Source organism: Yeosuana aromativorans, from assembly GCF_014646655.1.
GTDB classification, from domain to species: Bacteria; Bacteroidota; Bacteroidia; order Flavobacteriales; family Flavobacteriaceae; genus Yeosuana; species Yeosuana aromativorans.
Map to the genome: position 1 here is coordinate 22,307 of NZ_BMNR01000009.1, position 20,213 is coordinate 42,519.

13 protein-coding genes are annotated in these 20,213 nt (G+C 32.9%); 10 read left to right on the top strand and 3 right to left on the bottom strand.

Features of this window, described 5'->3' with window-relative positions; all coding sequences use genetic code 11:
* The first annotated feature begins 59 nt into the window (after positions 1-59).
* The 10 genes from IEW94_RS15435 (at position 60) to IEW94_RS15480 (ending at position 12,075) form a co-directional block, all read left to right on the top strand.
* Positions 60-3,113, top strand: a complete 3,054-nt coding sequence (locus IEW94_RS15435) for a ligand-binding sensor domain-containing protein (protein WP_188654711.1) — start codon at positions 60-62, stop codon at positions 3,111-3,113.
* A 63-nt stretch (positions 3,114-3,176) separates the two neighbouring features.
* Positions 3,177-3,809, top strand: coding sequence for a response regulator (locus IEW94_RS15440; RefSeq protein WP_188654713.1), 633 nt, complete (start codon positions 3,177-3,179; stop codon positions 3,807-3,809).
* Positions 3,810-3,988: 179 nt separating this feature from the next.
* On the top strand, positions 3,989-5,095 hold the full coding sequence (locus tag IEW94_RS15445) for a serine hydrolase domain-containing protein (RefSeq protein WP_188654715.1): 1,107 nt from the start codon (positions 3,989-3,991) through the stop codon (positions 5,093-5,095).
* A 291-nt stretch (positions 5,096-5,386) separates the two neighbouring features.
* Positions 5,387-5,962, top strand: coding sequence for a c-type cytochrome (locus IEW94_RS15450; protein ID WP_188654717.1), 576 nt, complete (start codon positions 5,387-5,389; stop codon positions 5,960-5,962).
* Positions 5,963-6,063: 101 nt separating this feature from the next.
* Complete coding sequence (locus tag IEW94_RS15455; RefSeq protein ID WP_188654720.1) at positions 6,064-7,368, top strand: OmpA family protein; 1,305 nt, start codon at positions 6,064-6,066, stop codon at positions 7,366-7,368.
* A gap of 13 nt (positions 7,369-7,381) precedes the next feature.
* Complete coding sequence (locus tag IEW94_RS15460) at positions 7,382-8,191, top strand: arylamine N-acetyltransferase family protein (RefSeq protein ID WP_188654722.1); 810 nt, start codon at positions 7,382-7,384, stop codon at positions 8,189-8,191.
* Positions 8,192-8,218: 27 nt separating this feature from the next.
* Positions 8,219-9,388 carry a hypothetical protein gene (locus IEW94_RS15465; RefSeq protein ID WP_188654724.1) on the top strand — a complete coding sequence of 390 codons (1,170 nt, stop codon included), beginning with the start codon at positions 8,219-8,221 and terminating at the stop codon, positions 9,386-9,388.
* Positions 9,389-9,420: 32 nt separating this feature from the next.
* Entirely contained in the window at positions 9,421-10,116 is a 696-nt protein-coding gene (locus IEW94_RS15470; protein WP_188654726.1) for a porin family protein, read from the top strand.
* A gap of 13 nt (positions 10,117-10,129) precedes the next feature.
* Entirely contained in the window at positions 10,130-10,960 is an 831-nt protein-coding gene (locus tag IEW94_RS15475) for a CPBP family intramembrane glutamic endopeptidase (RefSeq protein ID WP_188654728.1), read from the top strand.
* Positions 10,961-10,983: 23 nt separating this feature from the next.
* A complete protein-coding gene (locus IEW94_RS15480) occupies positions 10,984-12,075 on the top strand; it encodes a serine hydrolase domain-containing protein (protein WP_262890544.1) in 1,092 nt (363 codons plus the stop codon).
* Positions 12,076-12,899: 824 nt separating this feature from the next.
* Here the strand turns inward: IEW94_RS15480 and IEW94_RS15485 are convergent.
* The 3 genes from IEW94_RS15485 to IEW94_RS15495 form a co-directional block, all read right to left on the bottom strand.
* Positions 12,900-14,054: an efflux RND transporter periplasmic adaptor subunit gene (locus IEW94_RS15485; RefSeq protein ID WP_188654732.1), complete on the bottom strand. Its 1,155-nt coding sequence runs from the start codon at positions 14,052-14,054 to the stop codon at positions 12,900-12,902.
* A 12-nt stretch (positions 14,055-14,066) separates the two neighbouring features.
* On the bottom strand, positions 14,067-18,395 hold the full coding sequence (locus IEW94_RS15490) for a CusA/CzcA family heavy metal efflux RND transporter (protein ID WP_188654734.1): 4,329 nt from the start codon (positions 18,393-18,395) through the stop codon (positions 14,067-14,069).
* A gap of 423 nt (positions 18,396-18,818) precedes the next feature.
* The gene (locus tag IEW94_RS15495; protein WP_188654736.1) at positions 18,819-20,192 is read right to left on the bottom strand and encodes a HAMP domain-containing sensor histidine kinase; all 1,374 of its coding nucleotides are present in this window, start codon (positions 20,190-20,192) and stop codon (positions 18,819-18,821) included.
* Between the last annotated feature and the right edge of the window lie 21 nt (positions 20,193-20,213).

Genomic DNA, 20,213 nt, shown 5'->3' on the forward strand with positions numbered 1-20,213 from the left:
TTTTAATTTTTGATTACGTTGAAATAAATGTTTTCTTAACTTTACTTTAAAAGCAATAAATGATCCGTTTAATTTGTTTGAGCATTTTTTTTGTCGTCAATTTTTCAACATTTGGTCAAACCCGTAATGTGTTTAATCGGCTTTCTACTGCCGATGGTTTGAACTCAAATAAGATTAACTGCATTTGGCAAGATAAAAAAGGCTTTTTTTGGATAGGAACTGAAAATGGAATTCAACGGTTTGATGGTAAAAAGTTTGTAACTTTTAGATCAGATGGATTGGACAATTCAATGCCCCCAATTGGGGTTGATCAAATATTGGATGCTGGAAATGGCAGATTCTGGCTGCGTCAGGGAAGAAATATAGGGCTGTATGATCCATTATCATTTAAATATTTTCCAGTATCGGTTTTATCAGATAATAAATCAACCACAAATTGGGATCCAACACTATTTAAAGATAGCAAGGGAAATGTTTTTCTTTATAATATTGGCTCAAATTTGATGTGCTTTGACAAAACAAGCAATGCATTTTCAGACAAGAAATTACCAATTAAAATACCCGAAAAATGGTTGGTCAATTATCTTTATGAAGATGTTGAAGATAACAAATACTACATATGTAGTAACAAAGGTATAGCTGTTTATAACGCCAACACTCAAGAGCTAAACTTTGATAATCTTAATCATGATAAAAAATCAAATCCTGGTTTGTCAGGCTTTAAGTTTGTTTATAATTTTTACATAGACAGCAAAAAAACCTGGTGGATATTTTATTGGGATACTCAACCACGTAATGAAGCATATGTGGTTAGCCATATAAACCCTGAAACTGGAGTATTGATTGATAATGTTTCAGCGAAATTAGTTGATAATGATAGACACGAACAGTTTGATTGGATATTTGAAACAAATGATGATCAGCTTTGGATAGGAGGGGTTAACACCCTTTTAAATAAAGACGAAATCAATCACACATTTATTCAAAATAATAAATCTTTTAAAGCCGAATTTGATATAAACTGTAGAGTAATAAAACAAATGTTTGAAGATAGAGAAAACAATTTGTGGTTTTGTACAGATAATGGTTTATATGTAATTGGAAATGATCAAAAAAGTGTTTTCAATTATGTGTTTGAAAACGGTTATAATGATGATTTATTAATTAATTCTATTTTGGAGACTAATGATCTTGAAAGTTGGATAAGCGTTTGGGGGAAAGAAATTCAAGTTTTTGACGAGCATTTCAAAAAGCAAGATGTTAATCTTTATAAAGGATTGAAAGATGATTATTTAAAAATGTCATGGTCATTATGTCAGCATAGTTCAAGCGGTTTAATTTGGGCAGGCTGTCAAAACGGAAATATAGTAGTCTTTGAACCAAAAGCCAAAAAAGCTATTCATGTTTTAAATCCCCCTGGAATACAGATGGCTTCTGTGCGTCAGATTATTGAAGACAAAAAAGGGGATTTATGGTTTGGTGCACAAAACGGAAAATTATTTAAATGGAATAAAGGAGATAAAATCATCAATCAGAATTTTAAAGTAGTAAATGATTTTAATGCAGCAATTTTCTGTTTATATATTGATTCACTTGATCGTATTTGGATTGGAACAAGGAAGAGAGGGGTATTTGTTCTAGATAGTACAGGTACTAAAGAGCTATTTCATTTTTTTGATGAGGAAGATAATGGCTCAAAGCAATTTAGTAATAATGTTTATGATATAGAACAATATAATGACAGTATTTTTTTTGTTAGCAACGGCCTTTTGAATATTTTGGATATTAACTCTCAAAAAGTAAAACAATTATCACAATATGATGGATTACCAGGGACTAATGTGTCAAAACTAATAAAAGATAAGGAAGATATACTATGGTTTACTTGTAACAATGGATTGGGAAGCTTTAATTATAAGAAAAATATATTTGCTTCTTACACCAATAAAAATGGTTTTGCATATGCTGAAAAACCAGCCTATGCAAAGTTTAAAATGCAAAATGGGGAAATATGGTTTGGAGGGGAAAACTCTCTTTATGGGTTCGTTCCAGAAGAATTATCTCCTAAATCAACTCCATTTAATGTAACGTTAACAGATTTTAAATTATTAAACAAGTTTATACCACTTGACTCGCTTATGGCTTATAAAAAAGTTTATTTAAAGCCTGATCAAAATACATTCACTATTTATTTTTCATCTTTAAGTTACTCACAACAAGATAGACTATTGTATTATTATAAAATGGATGGAATAAACAATGACTGGATTAGAGCGGACCAAGAACATGCTGCCAAATACACTGTTTTGCCTCCCGGAGATTATACTTTCAATGTTAAGTGTGTCAATTTGCAAGGAGAGGAGTCAAGTAGTATTACGTCTCTAAGTTTAATTGTCTTGCCTCAATTTTATCAAACGTGGTGGTTTATAGCTATGGCCTTGGTTGTTATTTGTGCAATTACATATTTTATTTATCGCCAACATATCAACAAGATATTAGCTGTGGAATTAATAAGAAACAAGGTTGCTAGAGATTTACATGATGATATTGGCTCCACTTTAAGTACTATAAATATTCTTAGCTCAATGGCTAAAAGTAAGATGAATACAGATCCCGTTAAAACCAGTTCATATATTAGTAGGATTACAGATAATAGTCAGCAAATGATGGAGGCTATGGATGATATTGTTTGGAGCATAAAACCGGATAATGATAGCATGCAAAAAATTGTGGCGCGTATGCGCGAATATGCTTCTGGAATACTTGAAACAAAAGATATAGAAATTAATTTCAATGTTAGCGAACAAGTACTCTCACTTAAGTTAAATATGGAAGCACGTCGTGATGTGTTCCTAATATTCAAGGAAGCCATAAATAATATAGCAAAATATTCGCTATGTACTAAAGCTGAAATGTCTTTAAGATATCAAAATCAAAAGCTTATAATGAAAATAGAAGATAATGGTATAGGTTTTAATGTTGATTTGGCAGATGGGGGGAATGGTATTGGAAACATGAGGAAGAGAGCAGAATCTTTGAATGGAATAATTGAAATTAAAAGTAAAGAAAAAGAAGGAACAACAGTTATCCTAAATTTGCCTGTTAATATGTGATTTTCACATATTTATGTGTATTTTTTTTGATTTTGCGTTTGTATTTTTGCAAATAAAAGTGTCATGATAAAAGTACTTATTTATGAAGATAATCCACAACTAAGGGAAGGTTTAACCATGCTTATAGATGGTAGTGATGGTTTTAACGTTGTGGCTTCATACAAAAACTGTAACAATATCATATCTGAACTTAAAACATGGAAACCCGATGTTATTTTGATGGATATTGATATGTCGGGAGTAAATGGATTAGAGGGACTCAAGAGAATAAGAGAAGTTGATCAAGAAACAAAAGTATTGATGCTTACTGTTTTTGATGACAATAAAAACGTTTTTGAGGCTTTAAAAAATGGTGCAAATGGTTATTTGTTAAAAAAGACTCCTCCTGCAAAATTATTGGAATATATAGGAGATGTCGCTTCAGGCGGGGCTCCTATGACCTCATCAATTGCAACCCAAGTTCTTAAAATGTTTTCAGAATTGCCCCACCAGACAAACAATGAATACAATTTAAGTGATCGTGAAAGACAAGTCCTTCAGTTTCTTGTAAATGGATACAGTTACAAGATGATTGCCAATGACATGTTTATAGCTATAGATACGGTTCGATCCCATATTAAAAAAATCTACGAAAAGCTTCATGTTAACAGTAAAAGCGAAGCAGTTGCAAAAGCCTTTAAGGATAGATTGCTCTAGATAGATGAAGAAGCAGATAAGATGTGGTCATTAAATCACATCCTTTTTCATTTAAGCCTAACTTTCACCTTTTTATGCGATTGCCTTGAAATAATTAACTTCATTTTTTTGTAGCAGAACAACTTTCAATTCTATTGAAAAGAAAAAGCTTTTTTAATAAATTAATTAAAACTAAAAAAATGAAAATTACAACACTAAAAAAGGCAAAATTATTGGCCTTAATTTTAATATTGCTTACCTCATTAGCAATTGCCCAAATTAAAAAAATAGACTCAATTTTAATCACTTCAGCTAAAAACAATAACTTCTCTGGCTCGGTATTGATAGCAAAAAATGGACAAATACTTTACAAAAAAGTATTGGGTTATTCAAATCAGGAAAAGAATGTTTTAAATAATGACCAAACCGCTTTTAGTATAGCTTCTGTTGGAAAGATTTTTACAGCTACACTTATTATGAAATATGTTGAATCCGGGCAACTTAAATTGAGTGAGCCAATAAAAGCATATTTGCCGAATTTGTCTATTCCCAATAGTGATAAAATAACCATTCATCATTTACTGTCTCACACATCGGGTTTAGGAAACTATATGGAGCATCCGCTAATTATTGAAAAAATGAATCAAAAAAGCATACGGATAGATGACATTATACCTTTAATAGAAGACCAACCATTGGTTTTTGATGAACCGGGACAAAAACATCAATATTCAAATTCAGGATATATTATTTTAGGTAAGATTATTGAAAATCTTGCCAAAAAAAGCTATTCTGAAGTTCTATATGAAGAGCTTTTAAATCCTTTGGCTATGAATTCAACTAAAATCAGTATAGATATGAACAATTTTAAAGGGATGGCTATTGGATACAGAAGGCTGATTCCTAACGGAAATTGGGAATCAACAATGAATATGCTTCCAACACCACTTTCTGATGGAGGAATTTTCACAACAGCAAAGGATATTTTAAGCTTTGATTGGGCATTGTTCTCTGGGGTAATTTTAAAAGATAAAACGCTAGAACTAATGACTCAACAACATTCTGAAGGAGAACAACCGGGATTTGGAAAGATAGCTTATGGTTACGGACTTATGCTGGATACATTTGAAGAAGGAATTAAATCTGTTGGACATAATGGAGGATCACCCGGTTATAATGCAGAATACAGACATTATAATATTGATAAAGACACTAATTATACACTCATTATTCTTTCAAACCATGAGCGAGTTATAAGGCCTATTTTCTTTGATATTCAGGAGATGATTTTAAATGGAAAGATTTGATAAAATCATTATTGCTTACAGAAAGATGTGATTTTAAATCACATCTTTCTTGTTTCTAATATATCATTTTCACATTTTCATGCTATTGTCAAATTTTGAAATTGATACGTTCTTTGTATTGGAAAATTTTATTTATCAAAGTTATATTATGGGAGCAAAAACCTTTTACTGACAAAACATAATATATAAAATCAAAACAAAAAGGATTTAATCAGTCTTGTAACAAAATTTATTGGCTATCGTCATTAAATCTTTTAAAAATCAATCATCAATCAAAAAACGAACAAAATCATGAAAAAAAACATTTTAAAACTAACAACAATTGCTACTGCTTTATTATTAATTGGGTGCAATAACTCAAACGAAGAAAAAAAGAATTATCAAAACAAAGTATCCATCCAAGATCAAATTGAACGAGGAAAAAAATTAGTTAATGTTATTGGCTGTAATGATTGTCATTCTCCAAAAATAATGACAGAAAGAGGTCCAATTCCAGATCCTAGCAGGTTGTTATCTGGACATGATGCAAATGAAGCATTACCTCCGTTAAATCCTGAATCTGTTAAGGGATATGTTCTGTTTAACATGAATAGTACAGCAACTATAGGTCCTTGGGGGACTTCTTTTGCTGGAAACTTAACACCAGATGCTACGGGTATTGGAACATGGTCTGAAGAACAATTCTTAAAAGCAATGAAACAAGGAAAATTTAAAGGTCTTGATGGCAGCCGACAATTATTACCTCCTATGCCATGGCCAGCTTATTCACAAATGCCTGATGAAGATTTAAAGGCTATTTTCGCATATTTAAAAAGCATTAAACCTGTTGAAAATATAGTTCCACAGGCAATAGCACCAAAAATCTAAAGTATAACTAATTTTTATAGTAGTGGTCTACGCCCCATTTTTTGGGGCTAGACGATCTACATCTAAAAACTAAAAAAAATCATTTAATAATATAGCTAACAATGAAGTATTTAGTATTTCTTGTATGGATTTTATTTTCACAAATCATACAGTCACAAAACTTGTTTAAAAAAATTAAAGAAACTGCTAAACAAGCATCAGAAAATGTTATTCTAAATAAAACAAAGGAAAAGTCAACAGAAACCATGGATAGTGTTCTTTCAAAAAGAACTAATAAAAAGTCTTCAAAAGAGCAAGCAGTAATTAAAAGTAAAACCGTTTCTCAGACAGATTCTATAAAACCTGTTTATTTAAAACAATATTCTAAGTTCGATTTTACTCCTGGGGAAATGGTTGTTTATTTTAGAGATTTTACCAGTGATAATATAGGAGAACTTCCAGTTGGTTGGAATACTAACGGTTCAGGTGAAGTAGTAACATTTAATAACGTATCAGGTAATTGGCTAAAACTGATGCAGAATTCAACATTCTTATCAGATAACACATCTTTTTTTGATGAGAACTTTACTGTTGAGTTTGATTTAATGTTTGATAATTATGGTAATGAACTTATTTATTACCCAGCTTTATATTTTGGTTTTCTTTCCTCTGGAGACAAATCTTCAAATCATAATTCGCTCTTAGGGTTTCCAGAAGAAGATTTTTTAACAAAAATATATCTAGGATTAATTGCTGATGGTAATGGCAGCCCAATGCTACAATTAGAAAGTTCGGAGTATGGTGGTGAATATTTTAAATCAGAATTAAAGTTATTTCCAAAACTAGAAAAATTGGTTGGAAAGCCTATCCATATAGCTGTACAGGTTCAAAAAGAACGCTTCAGGTTTTGGGTAAATGAAGATAAGGTTTTTGATGTTCCTAAAGCTATTTCAGCATCACATAAAATCAATCAGTTATACTATCAGGTAAGTGATTCTGGTCTTTCGGATGATAAATTAGGGATTTTTATTTCAAATATACGAGTTGCCAAAGGCATTCCAGATTTAAGGAAAAATCTTTTAAGTAAAGGTTCATTTTCTACTTCTGCCATACTTTTTGATACTAATAAAGCCTCCATTAAACCAGAGTCTTATGGTATTTTAAATGAAATAGGAAACATTCTTAAAACAAGCCAAGATTTAAAAATTGAAATTGTTGGACATACTGATAATGCTGGAAATGAAAAAGACAATTTGATTCTTTCACAAAAAAGAGCATTAGCAATCAGAGATTTTTTAAGTAATGAATTTAAGATTGATAGTAATCGCATGAAAACAGCAGGTAAAGGAGAACAGTTTCCTATTTCGGAGAATAATACCCCAGAAGGAAGAGCCAAAAACAGACGTGTAGAATTTATAAAAATTTAATAATAGTGAAATTATGAACTTAGAAAGAGTAAGAGGTAGAATTCAATACTTTGGTGAATTTAAACCCACATTAGATGTTTTAAACGACTTGCAGAAGCAGTTTTTATTGCATGTCCCTTTTGAAAACCTTGACATTCATTTAAATATCCCATTAGACTATTCATCAAAAAATGTTTTTAATAAAATTATTGAAAACCATAGAGGTGGAGTTTGCTATGAGAACAACAGCCTTTTTTATGATATTTTAAAAGCAATTGGTTTTCAAGTGAATTTTATAAGTGGAGAAATGTTTAAGGGACTACCGCTTAAAAATGATTTAGACCATATGCACATGGCCTTATTGGTTCGTATTGATGATGAAATTTTCTTGGTTGATGTGGGTAATGGCAAATCATTTGGTAGTCCCATTCCAATAATAAAAAAAACATATTCAAAAGGTGAAGACTCAGATTATATAGTTGATGATTTTCAGGATATGAAGGCATTATATTTTAAAGATTCCAATGGAGTATTAACACCTAGATATGTTTTTGATTTATTTCCTAAGAAACGAGAAGATTTTAAACAAGCATGTGTTTTTATTGAAACATCAACGGATTCAGTCTTTTTAAAGGAAACCTTGGTTTCCCTATATCAAGAAGAAGGCAGAACAACTTTAACAGGCGCAAAACTGATAAGCACTAAGGGAGTAAATAAATTGACTTCTTACATGTCTTCAATAGAAGAACTAAAAACAGTCTTAAAGAGTACGTTTAATATTGCTTTAGACGAAGCTCAACTTGAGCAATTACATAAAAAAACAAATGAACTCCTTATACTCTAAAAATCAAAATTTAAAATTAATATAGTCATGAAATTATCATTTACATTTTTGTTTTTAATAATTACAAACAGCATATTTTCACAGCAATCAAAACCATCAATACTAGGAAACGTAGATTTTTATACCCTATTAAAATCAGTGCCGACATTACAGTCAACTCCAGAGGCTGCATTTGAGTATGCATGTAATAAAAGCATTAATTGCCAAGGTGATTCTCAGCTTGAAATACAATATGAAAATTTTAAGAAAAAGATGGAGATGTACTCCAATCAATTGGCCTCTTCACTAGAGTCGAAGGCTCAAGGCTTTTATGACAAGAAGGGGCAGGATGGATTGTATAACGATTCAAAAAGGCAGGTAAACCAAAATGAATTAATACAACAAATGGGCGGAGTAGATAAAATTAGCCAAATGAGTGAAAAAGAGCGAGAGGCAGCTGCTAAAAAAGCACTTGCAAAAAGCACTTCTGCTTCGGCATTCAGCCCCTTTTCTGAAGCAGAAATGCAGCGAATGATGAATGATCCAGAATATGCTAAACAAATGGCTGCTAAGTATAATAATATGTCAGAAAAGCAGAAGGCAGATATGGTTAAAAATCAATTGGCAACAAAGGATATTGACGTATCTAACGAAGAATTTGAAATAACAATGAAACAAAATCAAATAGCTAAAAACACTATGGATGTAACCAAGTTTGTTGGTAAAACAAGTGCTGAATTATCAACAGCAACAGAATTGTACGCTTCAAATGTCAAGAGACTGAGAAACACATCTGGAAAGCATGAAGACCTAGATAAAAGTTATGAAGAAGAATATAAAAAAATACCCCTTATTATAATGGGAGAAGGAAAAGACCCGGATCCAAAAAAGGTAAAAACACTTAATGTTAGTTACGCTCTAAAACATAAAAAAAGGGCTGCTCAGGAACTTTCTCAGATACAAATTGAGTACAAAAGATTACTGGCTACAATTAATGAAGTGATTTCAGAATATCATTCTTATTTAGAAGCCAATGGATACAGAATAAATGGCAAAATGAAAGATGTGTACAATGGCACCAATACAGAATTATCATTGGCGCAATTAGAAATGACCATTGGAGAGTCTATTAGCAAATTGGCCGAAATCAGTTATTCTGAAAACTCAACGGCTTCAGGTCATGAACAACATTATCAATATGTATTAACTGAAAAATAAATTATAATCAATTATCAATCAAAAATCAAGTCATGAAAAAAACAATCATTAAAAAAGGAATTATTCTAGCAACAATTATTTTATCAAGTATTTCATTAAAAGCTCAAATCAAATATGGTGTACAGTTACACGGGACTTTAAATACGGCTTCTTTCACGGCTGAAACAGACACATCTCCTGAAAAAGACTGGAAGTTTGGATATGGAGGAGGTCTGTTTGCCGAAATAACAGTTTCAAAAGCATTTTATCTAAGACCATCTATTAATTACCTACAAAAAGGAGCAAAAGTAGCAGAAGATTTTGTAATTGAAGGAGGGAACACCTCTACCCAAGAGTCTCGTGTAAATCTTAATTATATAGAGGTACCAGTGGTTTTAATTTATAACATTGGTAATACCTCAAGCAAATGGTACGTGGGGGTAGGTCCCTCATTTGGTTATGGAATATCCGGTAAGGCAGAGGTATTTGAAACCACGCATATAGGATCCCAAACCCATACAGAATTTTATGACGCAAAAGCTTTTAAAAATATTGAAGATGGTGGTGCTGGTTTTAAACGTTTTGACTTTGGGCTTAATGCAGTGGTAGGTGTACATGTTTTAGAAAAAGGAATGATTCAATTAGGATACATACATGGTTTATCTAATATTGCCAATAAAGATGATTTTCAAGGAAACAAGTACAATAACAGAAGTATTATGTTAACCTTAGGTTATAGGTTTAAGTAATATGAGGAGCATTATGAAAGGGAAATTTTCAAAAGCAACCTGGATTTTTTTAATATCTACAACAATTTTTAGTTCATTGGTGTTCATCATTGGAGGATCTTTAATGAATTTTATTATGCTAGCTCCTGGTTTAGGAGCTGTTATGGCTACTGCTTTAACAAACAGGAAATGGAGTGATTTTGGATGGAAATTTCCCTTGAGATATGTAATACTTGCATGGTTATTGCCAATATTTTATGCTGCATTGGCCTATATGGTAATTTGGTTGACTGGGATAGGAGATGTTCCAAACCCATTATTCATTGAAAGAGCAAAAATGACTATTGGTTTAGAAACCAATTCAACAGCAGAAGTAATAACGATAGCATTTATTTACATAACTCATTTTATGATAATCCCTGCTGTAATTTTTGCTTTGGGAGAAGAATTGGGATGGCGTGGACTTTTGTTTCCTGAATTAAGTAAAAGCTTTTCATTTTTGAATTCAGCAATAATAAGTAGTCTCTTTTGGGCCATATGGCATTTACCTGCAATGCTACTGGATAATTACGGAGTAGGTGAAACCCCTTTTCCTTTTCGTTTTATTATGTTTCTGTTGTTGGTAGTGTTTACAGGGATAATGATGTCTTGGATATGGTTAAAATCCAAAAGTGTTTTGGCAGTGGCCATCTTTCATGCCAGTCATAATGTGGTGATTCAAATGTTTTTTGATAGGATTACTTTAGATAAAGAATATACCAATTATTTTAAAGGAGAATTTGGTATAGCACTGGTAGTTTCCACCTTCATCTTTATGCTTTTGCTATTAAAATTTGGTAATCATTTTTTTAAGGATCGTATCTAATAATAAATTTTAAGTGGCTTAAAATGAAAAAGCATATCACAATTGGTGTTTTGTTTCTTTCAACATTAATTTTTGGACAGACCTTACCAAAGATAGATTCAATTATTAAGCAAGAAATGAAATCAGATAAAATAGCAGCTTTGGCAATAGCTGTAATTGACTCGGGCAAAGTAGTTCATTTGAGTGCTAATGGATTTAGAGATATAAAGGATAAGCTTCCTGCAACAATTAATACGCCATTTCATATTGCTTCGGTTTCAAAAACAGTAACCAATTTGGCCGTTTTTAAACTTGTTGAGTCTGGTAAAATTGATTTAAAGATGGATATTAATAAATATTTACCTTTTGAAGTTAAAAATCCCTTTTACCCAAATGATATAATAACGGTTCGCGATTTGCTTAATCATCGAAGTGGAATAAAAGACGATTCAGAAATTTATGAGCCTTTTTGGAATATTCCTAAAGGTGACTCACCTTTTAAACTAGGTAATTTTTTAAAGGATTATTTAAGTGAAGACGGCAAACAATATAAAAAGGACCATTACGAAAGTGATTCAAACTATAAGTCTTTCAACTACTCAAATACAGGAGTCGCCTTATTAGGGCTAATTGTTGAACAGGTTTCAGGAATGGATTTCGAGGATTTCTGTCAAATCAATATTTTCAAACCTATGGAAATGACAAATACAAGTTGGTTTCTGAAAAATTTGGATTCATCACTTGTGGCCAAAACCTATGTTCATCACGATGCTATAGGTCTTGTTTTTAAAGGACATAATGGTTATCCTGATTATCCAGGGGGACAATTAAGAACATCTATTTCAGATTTTGCAAAGCTTTGGGCTGGATATTTAAATGTTGAGAATTCTAATTTTATGCTTACTCCTATAACAACAAAATTTATAACTCCCTCTCCAAGAATTGCTCAAGAAGGTTTCTTTACGTGGTTTTTAACTTCAATAAATAGTCATCTTTATTATTTTCATAATGGTGGGGATACTGGTGCAAGTACAGTAATAGCGATTGACGTTTATAACAAAAGAGGCATCATTATATTTTCTAATTCAGAGGTTAGATTAAATAAACTATTAAGTAAAATTGAAAAAAAAATTTAAAAAATAGCATAATGAAAAATATTCTTTTAAAATTAACAGCAAATCGAATAGCATTACTCTAACGTCCTATTTAGTGTAGAAATGAATGACTCGGAATTCAAAGTGGTATAACACTACTAGAACCAAGAAATGAGTTGAGAGGAAACTGGTTAAAATGATTAAGGTGCGCTGTGCTTTCATTAAATAGTTTTTTTTGATAAAATACTTATCTTAGTAACAGAATAAAACAAAAGATCTTATCAAATAAGTTACCTTTTCGGTTACTAAGAGTATTTAATAAATTGTAACTTTTTGATTTTTAATAAAATAAGGAGCTGGTAGGACTACCTGCCACCCCGACGAAATAGTATATTAACTAATATCGAAAAAGCTGTTAGCCGCAAGGCTAACAGCTTTTTTTTGTTCAACTCTCCATCTTAATTATTGTATTCTAAAATAAGAGTTTTAGTTTATGTACAGCTTTGGTAATATTTTGAAAAGCTCATGGGACAGTCTATATAATTTTGTAAATTGCAAGATAGCAATTCAAAATAACTATGTTAAACAAGCTATATCCTTTATTAATGCAATTACCCATAGGCACACCAAACCCCGATAACAATAGCCCCATTGACCTTACAAGGCCATTTGATCTTATGGTGTACATTATTCTGCCAATACTAGTTATCATCTTTTATATTATTTGGAGAAGAAAAAAGCGTGATAATGACTGACATATATTGCTAATAAGTTATTTGGGTATTTCTTGTAAAAGTCAAGAAAAAAATCCAACCATTTTACTAGCAACTGACTTAAAAACTTAATTCTAAACGATATATTTACACTTACTCTGTAATTAAATTAAATACTCCTTTTGTCACAAATTCAGTCTTATCATTAAAATCATTGCTATTTAAAATTTGGGTAAATCCGTTTGATGATAATCCAACTTCTATCGGTACCTTTTTGTAGGTGGTCTCATCTTGTTTTGTCAACGCATAAAAGGCATTTTCAATGTTTACAATGGCTTCATTGGGCAAAGCATCAAATATATGGCTTCTGGTTATGATATCCGTTTCAATATACATGCCAGGAGCAAACAGGTTGGCGTCTTTATCATTTACTAAATCACCGTGAATATTAATGGTTCTGTCTTCAGTATTGACTGCTTTGTTAATTAAGTGCACTTCACCGTCATAAATGCTATCAGAGTTATTTAGGAGATGAATTTTTATGGGCTGACCTTCTTTTACCAATGGAAGATCTTGTTCAAAAATCTTTAATTCTAAATGAAGATGATTAGTATTTGTAACGGTTAGGGCCACATCTGAGGGGTTTAAAAACATACCTTTTGATGCTTCAATGGATGTCACAGTCCCTGAAATTGGAGCCAGAACGCTGATAGTTGATGTGATAGTTTCTCCAGAGAGCGTGTTGGGATTGATGTTCATTAAACCCAGTTTCTTTTTTAATGATTGGTACTGTGCCAAAGTCATCTTGTATTCAGATTCTGCTTTCAGAAAATTCTTTTTTGAGGTAATATTATCAGCCAATAATGTTTGTTGTCTGTCATAGTCTGCTTTTAAATACTCCAATTTTGATTTTGCTTCTAAAAAATCTTGTTGCATTTGAACATATTCGGGGTTTTCCAATGTAAACAGTACTTGCCCTTTTTTTACCGCATCGCCTGGCAACAATGAAATACTTTTTACATAACCAGCAAAATAAGCGCTAACAGTTGCTTTGTTTTCTGGCGGCACATCAAACATACCATTGGCTTTAACAGAGCTATTAAATTCTTGTTTTGAAATGCTTCCCAGTTCCATGTTTGAAGATTCAAATTGTGATTTGGTAATGGTTACAAGATTTGTTTCTGGAGTTTCTGAATTGTTGATTTCAATCACATCTTGTTTATTTTTTGAATTGCAGGACATCATGATAATTGATAAAATTATTAGAAAGCCTTTTTGTGATATGCTGTTTTTTATTTGATTTGACATGGTTTCTTATGATTAATAGGTTAAATAGTTTAATTCCAAAACGGTTGAATTATAGTTGAACAAGTTTTGTAAATAATTGAGTTCAATTGTTCTTGAATTTTCAAGCAGTTGCACATATTGAAGGAAATCAATCTCACCATTTTTGAATGCTTTGGAGGCGGTCATGGTAAGTTCCTTTGCCAATCTTTTGCCTGTATTGGTATAATAATCAATGGCTTCTTTATATTTTTTTAAATCAGAATACAGGCCATTGTATTTTGATTCAAGTTGAATTTTATAGTTTTCATATTCGTTCTCTTTTATCATGGTTTCGGTTTTGGCTGCATTTATTTTTGATTTGTTGGCACCAAACCAAAGTGGAATGGATAGTCCCGCTTGAAAACCTGAATAAGTTTTGGCATTTAAGCCGTTATTAGTTCCTTGGAAAACAGATACATTAATGCCTGGTAAAAGCTGTTGGCGTTCTAATGACAAGGCTGTTTGTGAAAGTTCCTTTTCTGTTTCTAAATATTGTAATGCAGGATGCTCAGAAATATTCCAATCGTTAAGTTGCAAAAGGGGTGAAGGCTGTTCAATGACCACGTATGTAGAATCAGATTGTAGCCATTGGTTCAAGGTCATGTAGGCTTTTTTGAGATTCTCTTTACTTTGTGACAAGAGTAATGATATATCCTTTTGTTTGCTCTCGGCCGTAAGTTTCTCAAGCAGATTGGTTTCGCCTACAGAATAGCGCTTTTGGGCCGCATTTGAAAACTGACTGTACAAACTGTCCAAATACCTATATTGTTTAACTACATGGATTCTGTATACCACATTGTAATAGGCTTGATAGACTTCTTTTTTCAAGATGCGTTCATTAACTGTATAGGCTTGAAGTGATAATTGAGTCTTTTGTTTTTCAGCTTTACGTTGGGTTCCATAAATTGTTGGAAATTTTATGGACTGGCTCAACCCGAACACTTTAAGCGGCTGCCCGTTTTCGGCCACATTGTTTTCGTCATAATGATAATAAACTTCTGTTTTATCAAAATTAAAAGCACTTCCCACCAATTGTTTTGATTGATTGACTTTGTTGGCAGAAGCCTGCAATCCTTTGTTGTTTTCCAAAGCTATTTGAACGGCTTGGTCGGCTGTTATGTTTTTATTCTGAGAAATGCTTAAAAACGGCAACAGAATGAATGCAAAAAATGGTAATGCTTTATGTTTCATTTTAAGTTTTGGATACTTTTTTTTTCTGTCAAACATGGCATACAATATTGGTAAAACAATCAGGGTGAGGGCCGTTGCACTTATAAGACCTCCAACTACAACAGTAGCTAACGGCCGTTGAACTTCGGCTCCAGCTGATGTAGAAATGGCCATGGGCAAAAACCCAAGGGCAGCAGCAGCAGCAGTCAATAAAACAGGGCGTAATCGGTTATTGGTTCCCATAAGAATACGTTTGTTGATGTTTCTTATTCCGTGCGCCTTTAGTTCTTTAAATTCCTCAATGAGAACAATACCATTTAACACGGCAATACCAAACAAGGCAATAAAGCCAACACCGGCCGAAATACTAAATGGTAATCCTCTAAAATAGAGTAGGAGTACACCTCCAATGGCTGAAAGTGGAATGGCACTGTAAATAATAAGGGCTTCTTTTACGGAATCAAAAGCAAAATACAAGAGGACAAATATTAAGACAAGTGCAATTGGCACCGCTACTTTTAATCGGGCAGAGGCTGTTCTAAGGTTTTCAAACTGTCCACCATAGCTTACTGTATAACCCACGGGTAGTTTAACATCCCGATTGATGATCTCTTGAACATCATTGACCACCGATTCTAAATCACGATTCCTAACATTAACGCCCACAACAATGCGTCGTTTTGTATTGTCTCTTGAAATCTTGGCAGGACCTTTAGTATAGCTAATGTCTGCAAATTCACTTAAGGGTAAACTGTTTCCGTTTGGCAGTAAAACGGATGCCGTTTCAATGTTTTGAATATCCTTTCTGTGTTTTTCATCATACCTAACAACCAAATCAAATTGTTTTTCACCTTCAAACACAGTTCCTGCAGGCATGCCCGCAAATCCCATGGTGATAATCTTGTTGAGGTCTTCAATGTTCAGTCCATATTTGGCAATGTTTTTTCTGTTGTACTTTACAGTCATTTGAGGTAAACCAGCTGTTTTTTCAACAGATATGTCTGCAGCACCATCAACATGTTGAATGGCTTTTTGTACCTCCAGTGCTTTTTTATAGAGGATATCTAAATCTTCTCCAAAAATTTTGATGGCCAAATCGGCGCGAACACCAGTAATCAGCTCATTAAATCGCATTTCTATAGGCTGCGTGAATTCATAATCAACGCCTGGTATTTCAGAAAGTGCTGCTTTAAATTTATCAGCTAGTTCATCTTTAGAATTGGCCGATACCCATTCGCTTTTAGGTTTTAGTTTTATGATTACATCGCTCTCTTCCATAGACATGGGATCTGTAGGAACTTCAGCTGCTCCAATACGGCTCACAACTTGCTTAACTTCAGGAAACGTTTTGAGAATCTTTTCCATGCGCGTTGTGGCTTCAACCGTTTTTGTTAATGAGGTTCCTGTTTTTAAAACCGGTTGAATTACAAAATCACCTTCATCTAAAGTTGGCACAAATTCCCCACCCATTTGGGAGTATAATAAGGCTGTGGCCAAAAGCAGGGAAACAGCAAGACCTAGAACGAGTTTCTTTTTGCGAAGTGCCCAAGAAATTGTGGGTTGGTATTTTTCCTCAAGGAAGGCAATGAGCTTTGAAGAGAGTGTCTTTTTTTCTGTATTTGCAGGTTTAATAAATAGCGATGCCATTACAGGAATGTATGTGAAACAAAGCACCATGGCTCCAATGAGGGCAAAACAAAATACCAATGCCATCGGGCGGAACATTTTGCCCTCAACATTGACCAATGATAAAATAGGAATAAAAACAATGATAATGATAAGTTGGCCAAACACGGCCGATTTCATCATTTTTGTGGCTCCTTGATAGGTAATGTTATCAATTAAACCTTGTCGTTCATTTTTTGGAAGCGTTAATAATTTAGCCCTTTGGCTCGTAATTCTGTAGGCAATGAATTCAACAATAATCACGGCGCCGTCAATGATGATACCAAAGTCAATAGCTCCCAAGCTCATTAAATTGGCGTCCACACCAAAAATGTACATAAGCGATAAGGCAAACAATAAACATAATGGGATTACGGATGCTACAACCAACCCAGAGCGGAGGTTTCCTAACAGAAGTACCACTACAAAAATAACAATCAAACAACCTAAAATTAAGTTTTCAGCAATGGTTGTGGTCGTTTTTGCAATGAGTTCACTGCGTTCTAAGAATGGATTGATGCTAATGCCTGGAGGTAGTGATGACTGAATGTCTCGTACACGATCTTTTACAGCATTGATAACCGCATTAGAGTTGGCATCTTTTAACATCATGACCTGGCCAAGTACTTTTTCGCCCTCACCATTGCCGGTGATGGCTCCAAAACGATTGGCTTTTCCAAACCCAACAGTAGCAATATCCTTTACATAAACAGGGATATTGTTTCTGGTGGTAATTACAATGTTTTTAATATCGTCAAGAGTGGTAACAAGACCTTCTCCACGAATAAAATAACTTTCATTGAGTTTCTCAATATAACCTCCACCAGCAATACTATTGTTTTTTTTAATGGCATCAAAAGCATCAAAAACAGAAATATTCATGGCTCTCAAGCGCTCTGGATTTAAGGCTACTTCATATTGTTTTAAATAGCCACCCCAAGTATTTACTTCAACTACACCCGGTATTCCAGACAATTGCCGTTTTACAATCCAGTCTTGTATGGTTCTAATATCAGTTAATGAGTATTGGTCCTTATATTTTGGGTCAACGTTTATGATGTATTGGTAAATTTCACCAAGACCTGTTGAGACAGGCCCCATAAAAGGCGAGCCAAAACCAGCAGGGATTTTCTCTTCGGCATTTTTTATTTTTTCAGCAATCAGCTGCCTAGGTAAATAAGTACCCATATCATCATTAAAAACAACGGTCACTACGGATAATCCAAATTTTGAAACAGAACGAATATCTTTGACGCCCGGTAGGTTAGCCATTTCCAGTTCAACTGGATAGGTCAAGAATTTTTCTACATCTTCTGTTGAAAGATTCCTGGAGGTTGTGATTACTTGAACCTGATTGTTTGTAACATCAGGCACAGCGCCAATCGGGATGTTAGACAGTGAATAGATACCAAACCCAATAATACCAGCAGTAAAAAGTAAAACAATGAGTTTATGATGAATGCTATATTGAATAATTTTTTCTAACATCTGAGCTGTTTTTTTTAATACAGCACAAATTTAAATGGCACAGATAAAATTAAACTAAGAGCTTCCTTAAGATTTGCTTAAAACTGCCTGACTTATTGGGCTGGATTTAAACTAAAAAAGGTTCAGAATTTATCTGAACCTTTTCCCAAACAAACCAAAAACTAAACAATCCATAAAATGGAATATAAACTGATGACAAATAAAATTAAAGTTTTTTGAAAGCGGGTTGGTTTTTTCCTTAAGAGTTGCTTAAAATCATGTTGCAGATTAACTAATGGTAATAAAAAAAGGTTCGGGAACCACCCCGAACCTAACCAACCGTTTAAGAAAATTTATTAATTAGAAAATTAACTATTTCTTAAATTTGAATCAAAAATAGGAATTATTTTAAAATTATTGATAATATATTTTCTTAATATTTGGTTAAAATGTAATAAAAAATGTTGATCCTTTACCCATATTGCTTTTGACTGTAATAGAGGCATTGATTGAATCTGCGGATTTTTGGGCAATTGAAAGCCCTAAACCATTTCCTGTAATCTCTTTATGCTCTAAGGCATCAGACCTAAAAAAATGATTAAAGATATTTGGTATGTCTTCTGTTTTAATACCTATACCTTCGTCTGTGATTTCACAAACAGACCCTGCTTCTGAATCATATAAGTTGATGTGAATTGTAGTTTTGTTTTTAGAATATTTAATAGCATTATTGATGATATTATCAAGAATGAGATTGGCATAATATTTTGGAACCAAAACATTACTAGTAAACGCATTTTTAAAGTCTACCGAAAGTTTTTTTGATTCTATACTAGTGCTGTGTTTTAATAAAATATCGTCAATAAGAGCTGGCAATAAAACACCTTCATCTTTATCTGGTTTACGTGATGAATCCAGTCTGGCCAAAAGCAAAAGCTGCTCAATGGTTTCGGTCATTTTATCAATTTCAGAAAGGCTGTACTTTATTTTGTCCTCGTATTCTTCACGGGTTCTTTGTTTTCTTATTAAAACTTCTAAAGTGCCTCTTAGTGAAGACAGCGGAGTACGTAATTCGTGAGAAGCGTCTGATGTGAATTGACGTTCTCTTTCCAGAGCATTTTCTATTCTCTGAAGCAGTTTATTGATTCCAGATGATAAATCATAAAGTTCGTCATGATTTGCCGGTAAATCCACGCGCTCGTTTAAATTGTTTTTGGTAATTCGGTTAGTGGTTTTTGTAATGTTTTTAACGGGAATAATGCTTCGACCTGCCAAATATCTTGAAATGAAATACAGAACGGATAATAACAGCAAATACGATATTATCAAAACATTTCTAAGTTTAATCAAAACCATTATGGATGGCTCTAATGACATAGCGGCCAGCAAATAGCCTTTTGTTTTACCATCACTTTGAATGGGTTTTTGAATTTGCCTGATAGCTTTGTCATTTAAATAGGTATTAAAGTGTGGACCAAATGTTTCAATATTTTTAAAGGGCAATTCGTTATTTTTAAGGTTGGGGGATTTATCCATCATGCGACCCTTAGCATCCATGATTTGAATAAAAACAGGATTTATTTGAACCTCTCTATGCTCAATTTCTTCCCATTCGGCTTTGTTTGTAAATTTAATGGTATCATGTGCCAGCTTTATTTCTCCAGCATGTTTTGAAGCTTCAAACGACAAATCTTTGTCAATGTTTTGATACATGGATTCTTTAACAACCAAGTACACAACAACAAAAATAATGGCCACTATTATAGAGGTGGCTATCATATAATGAAGGGCTATTCTGTTTCTAAAACTTAAATTCATCAGTTGCTTAAAAAGGTATTT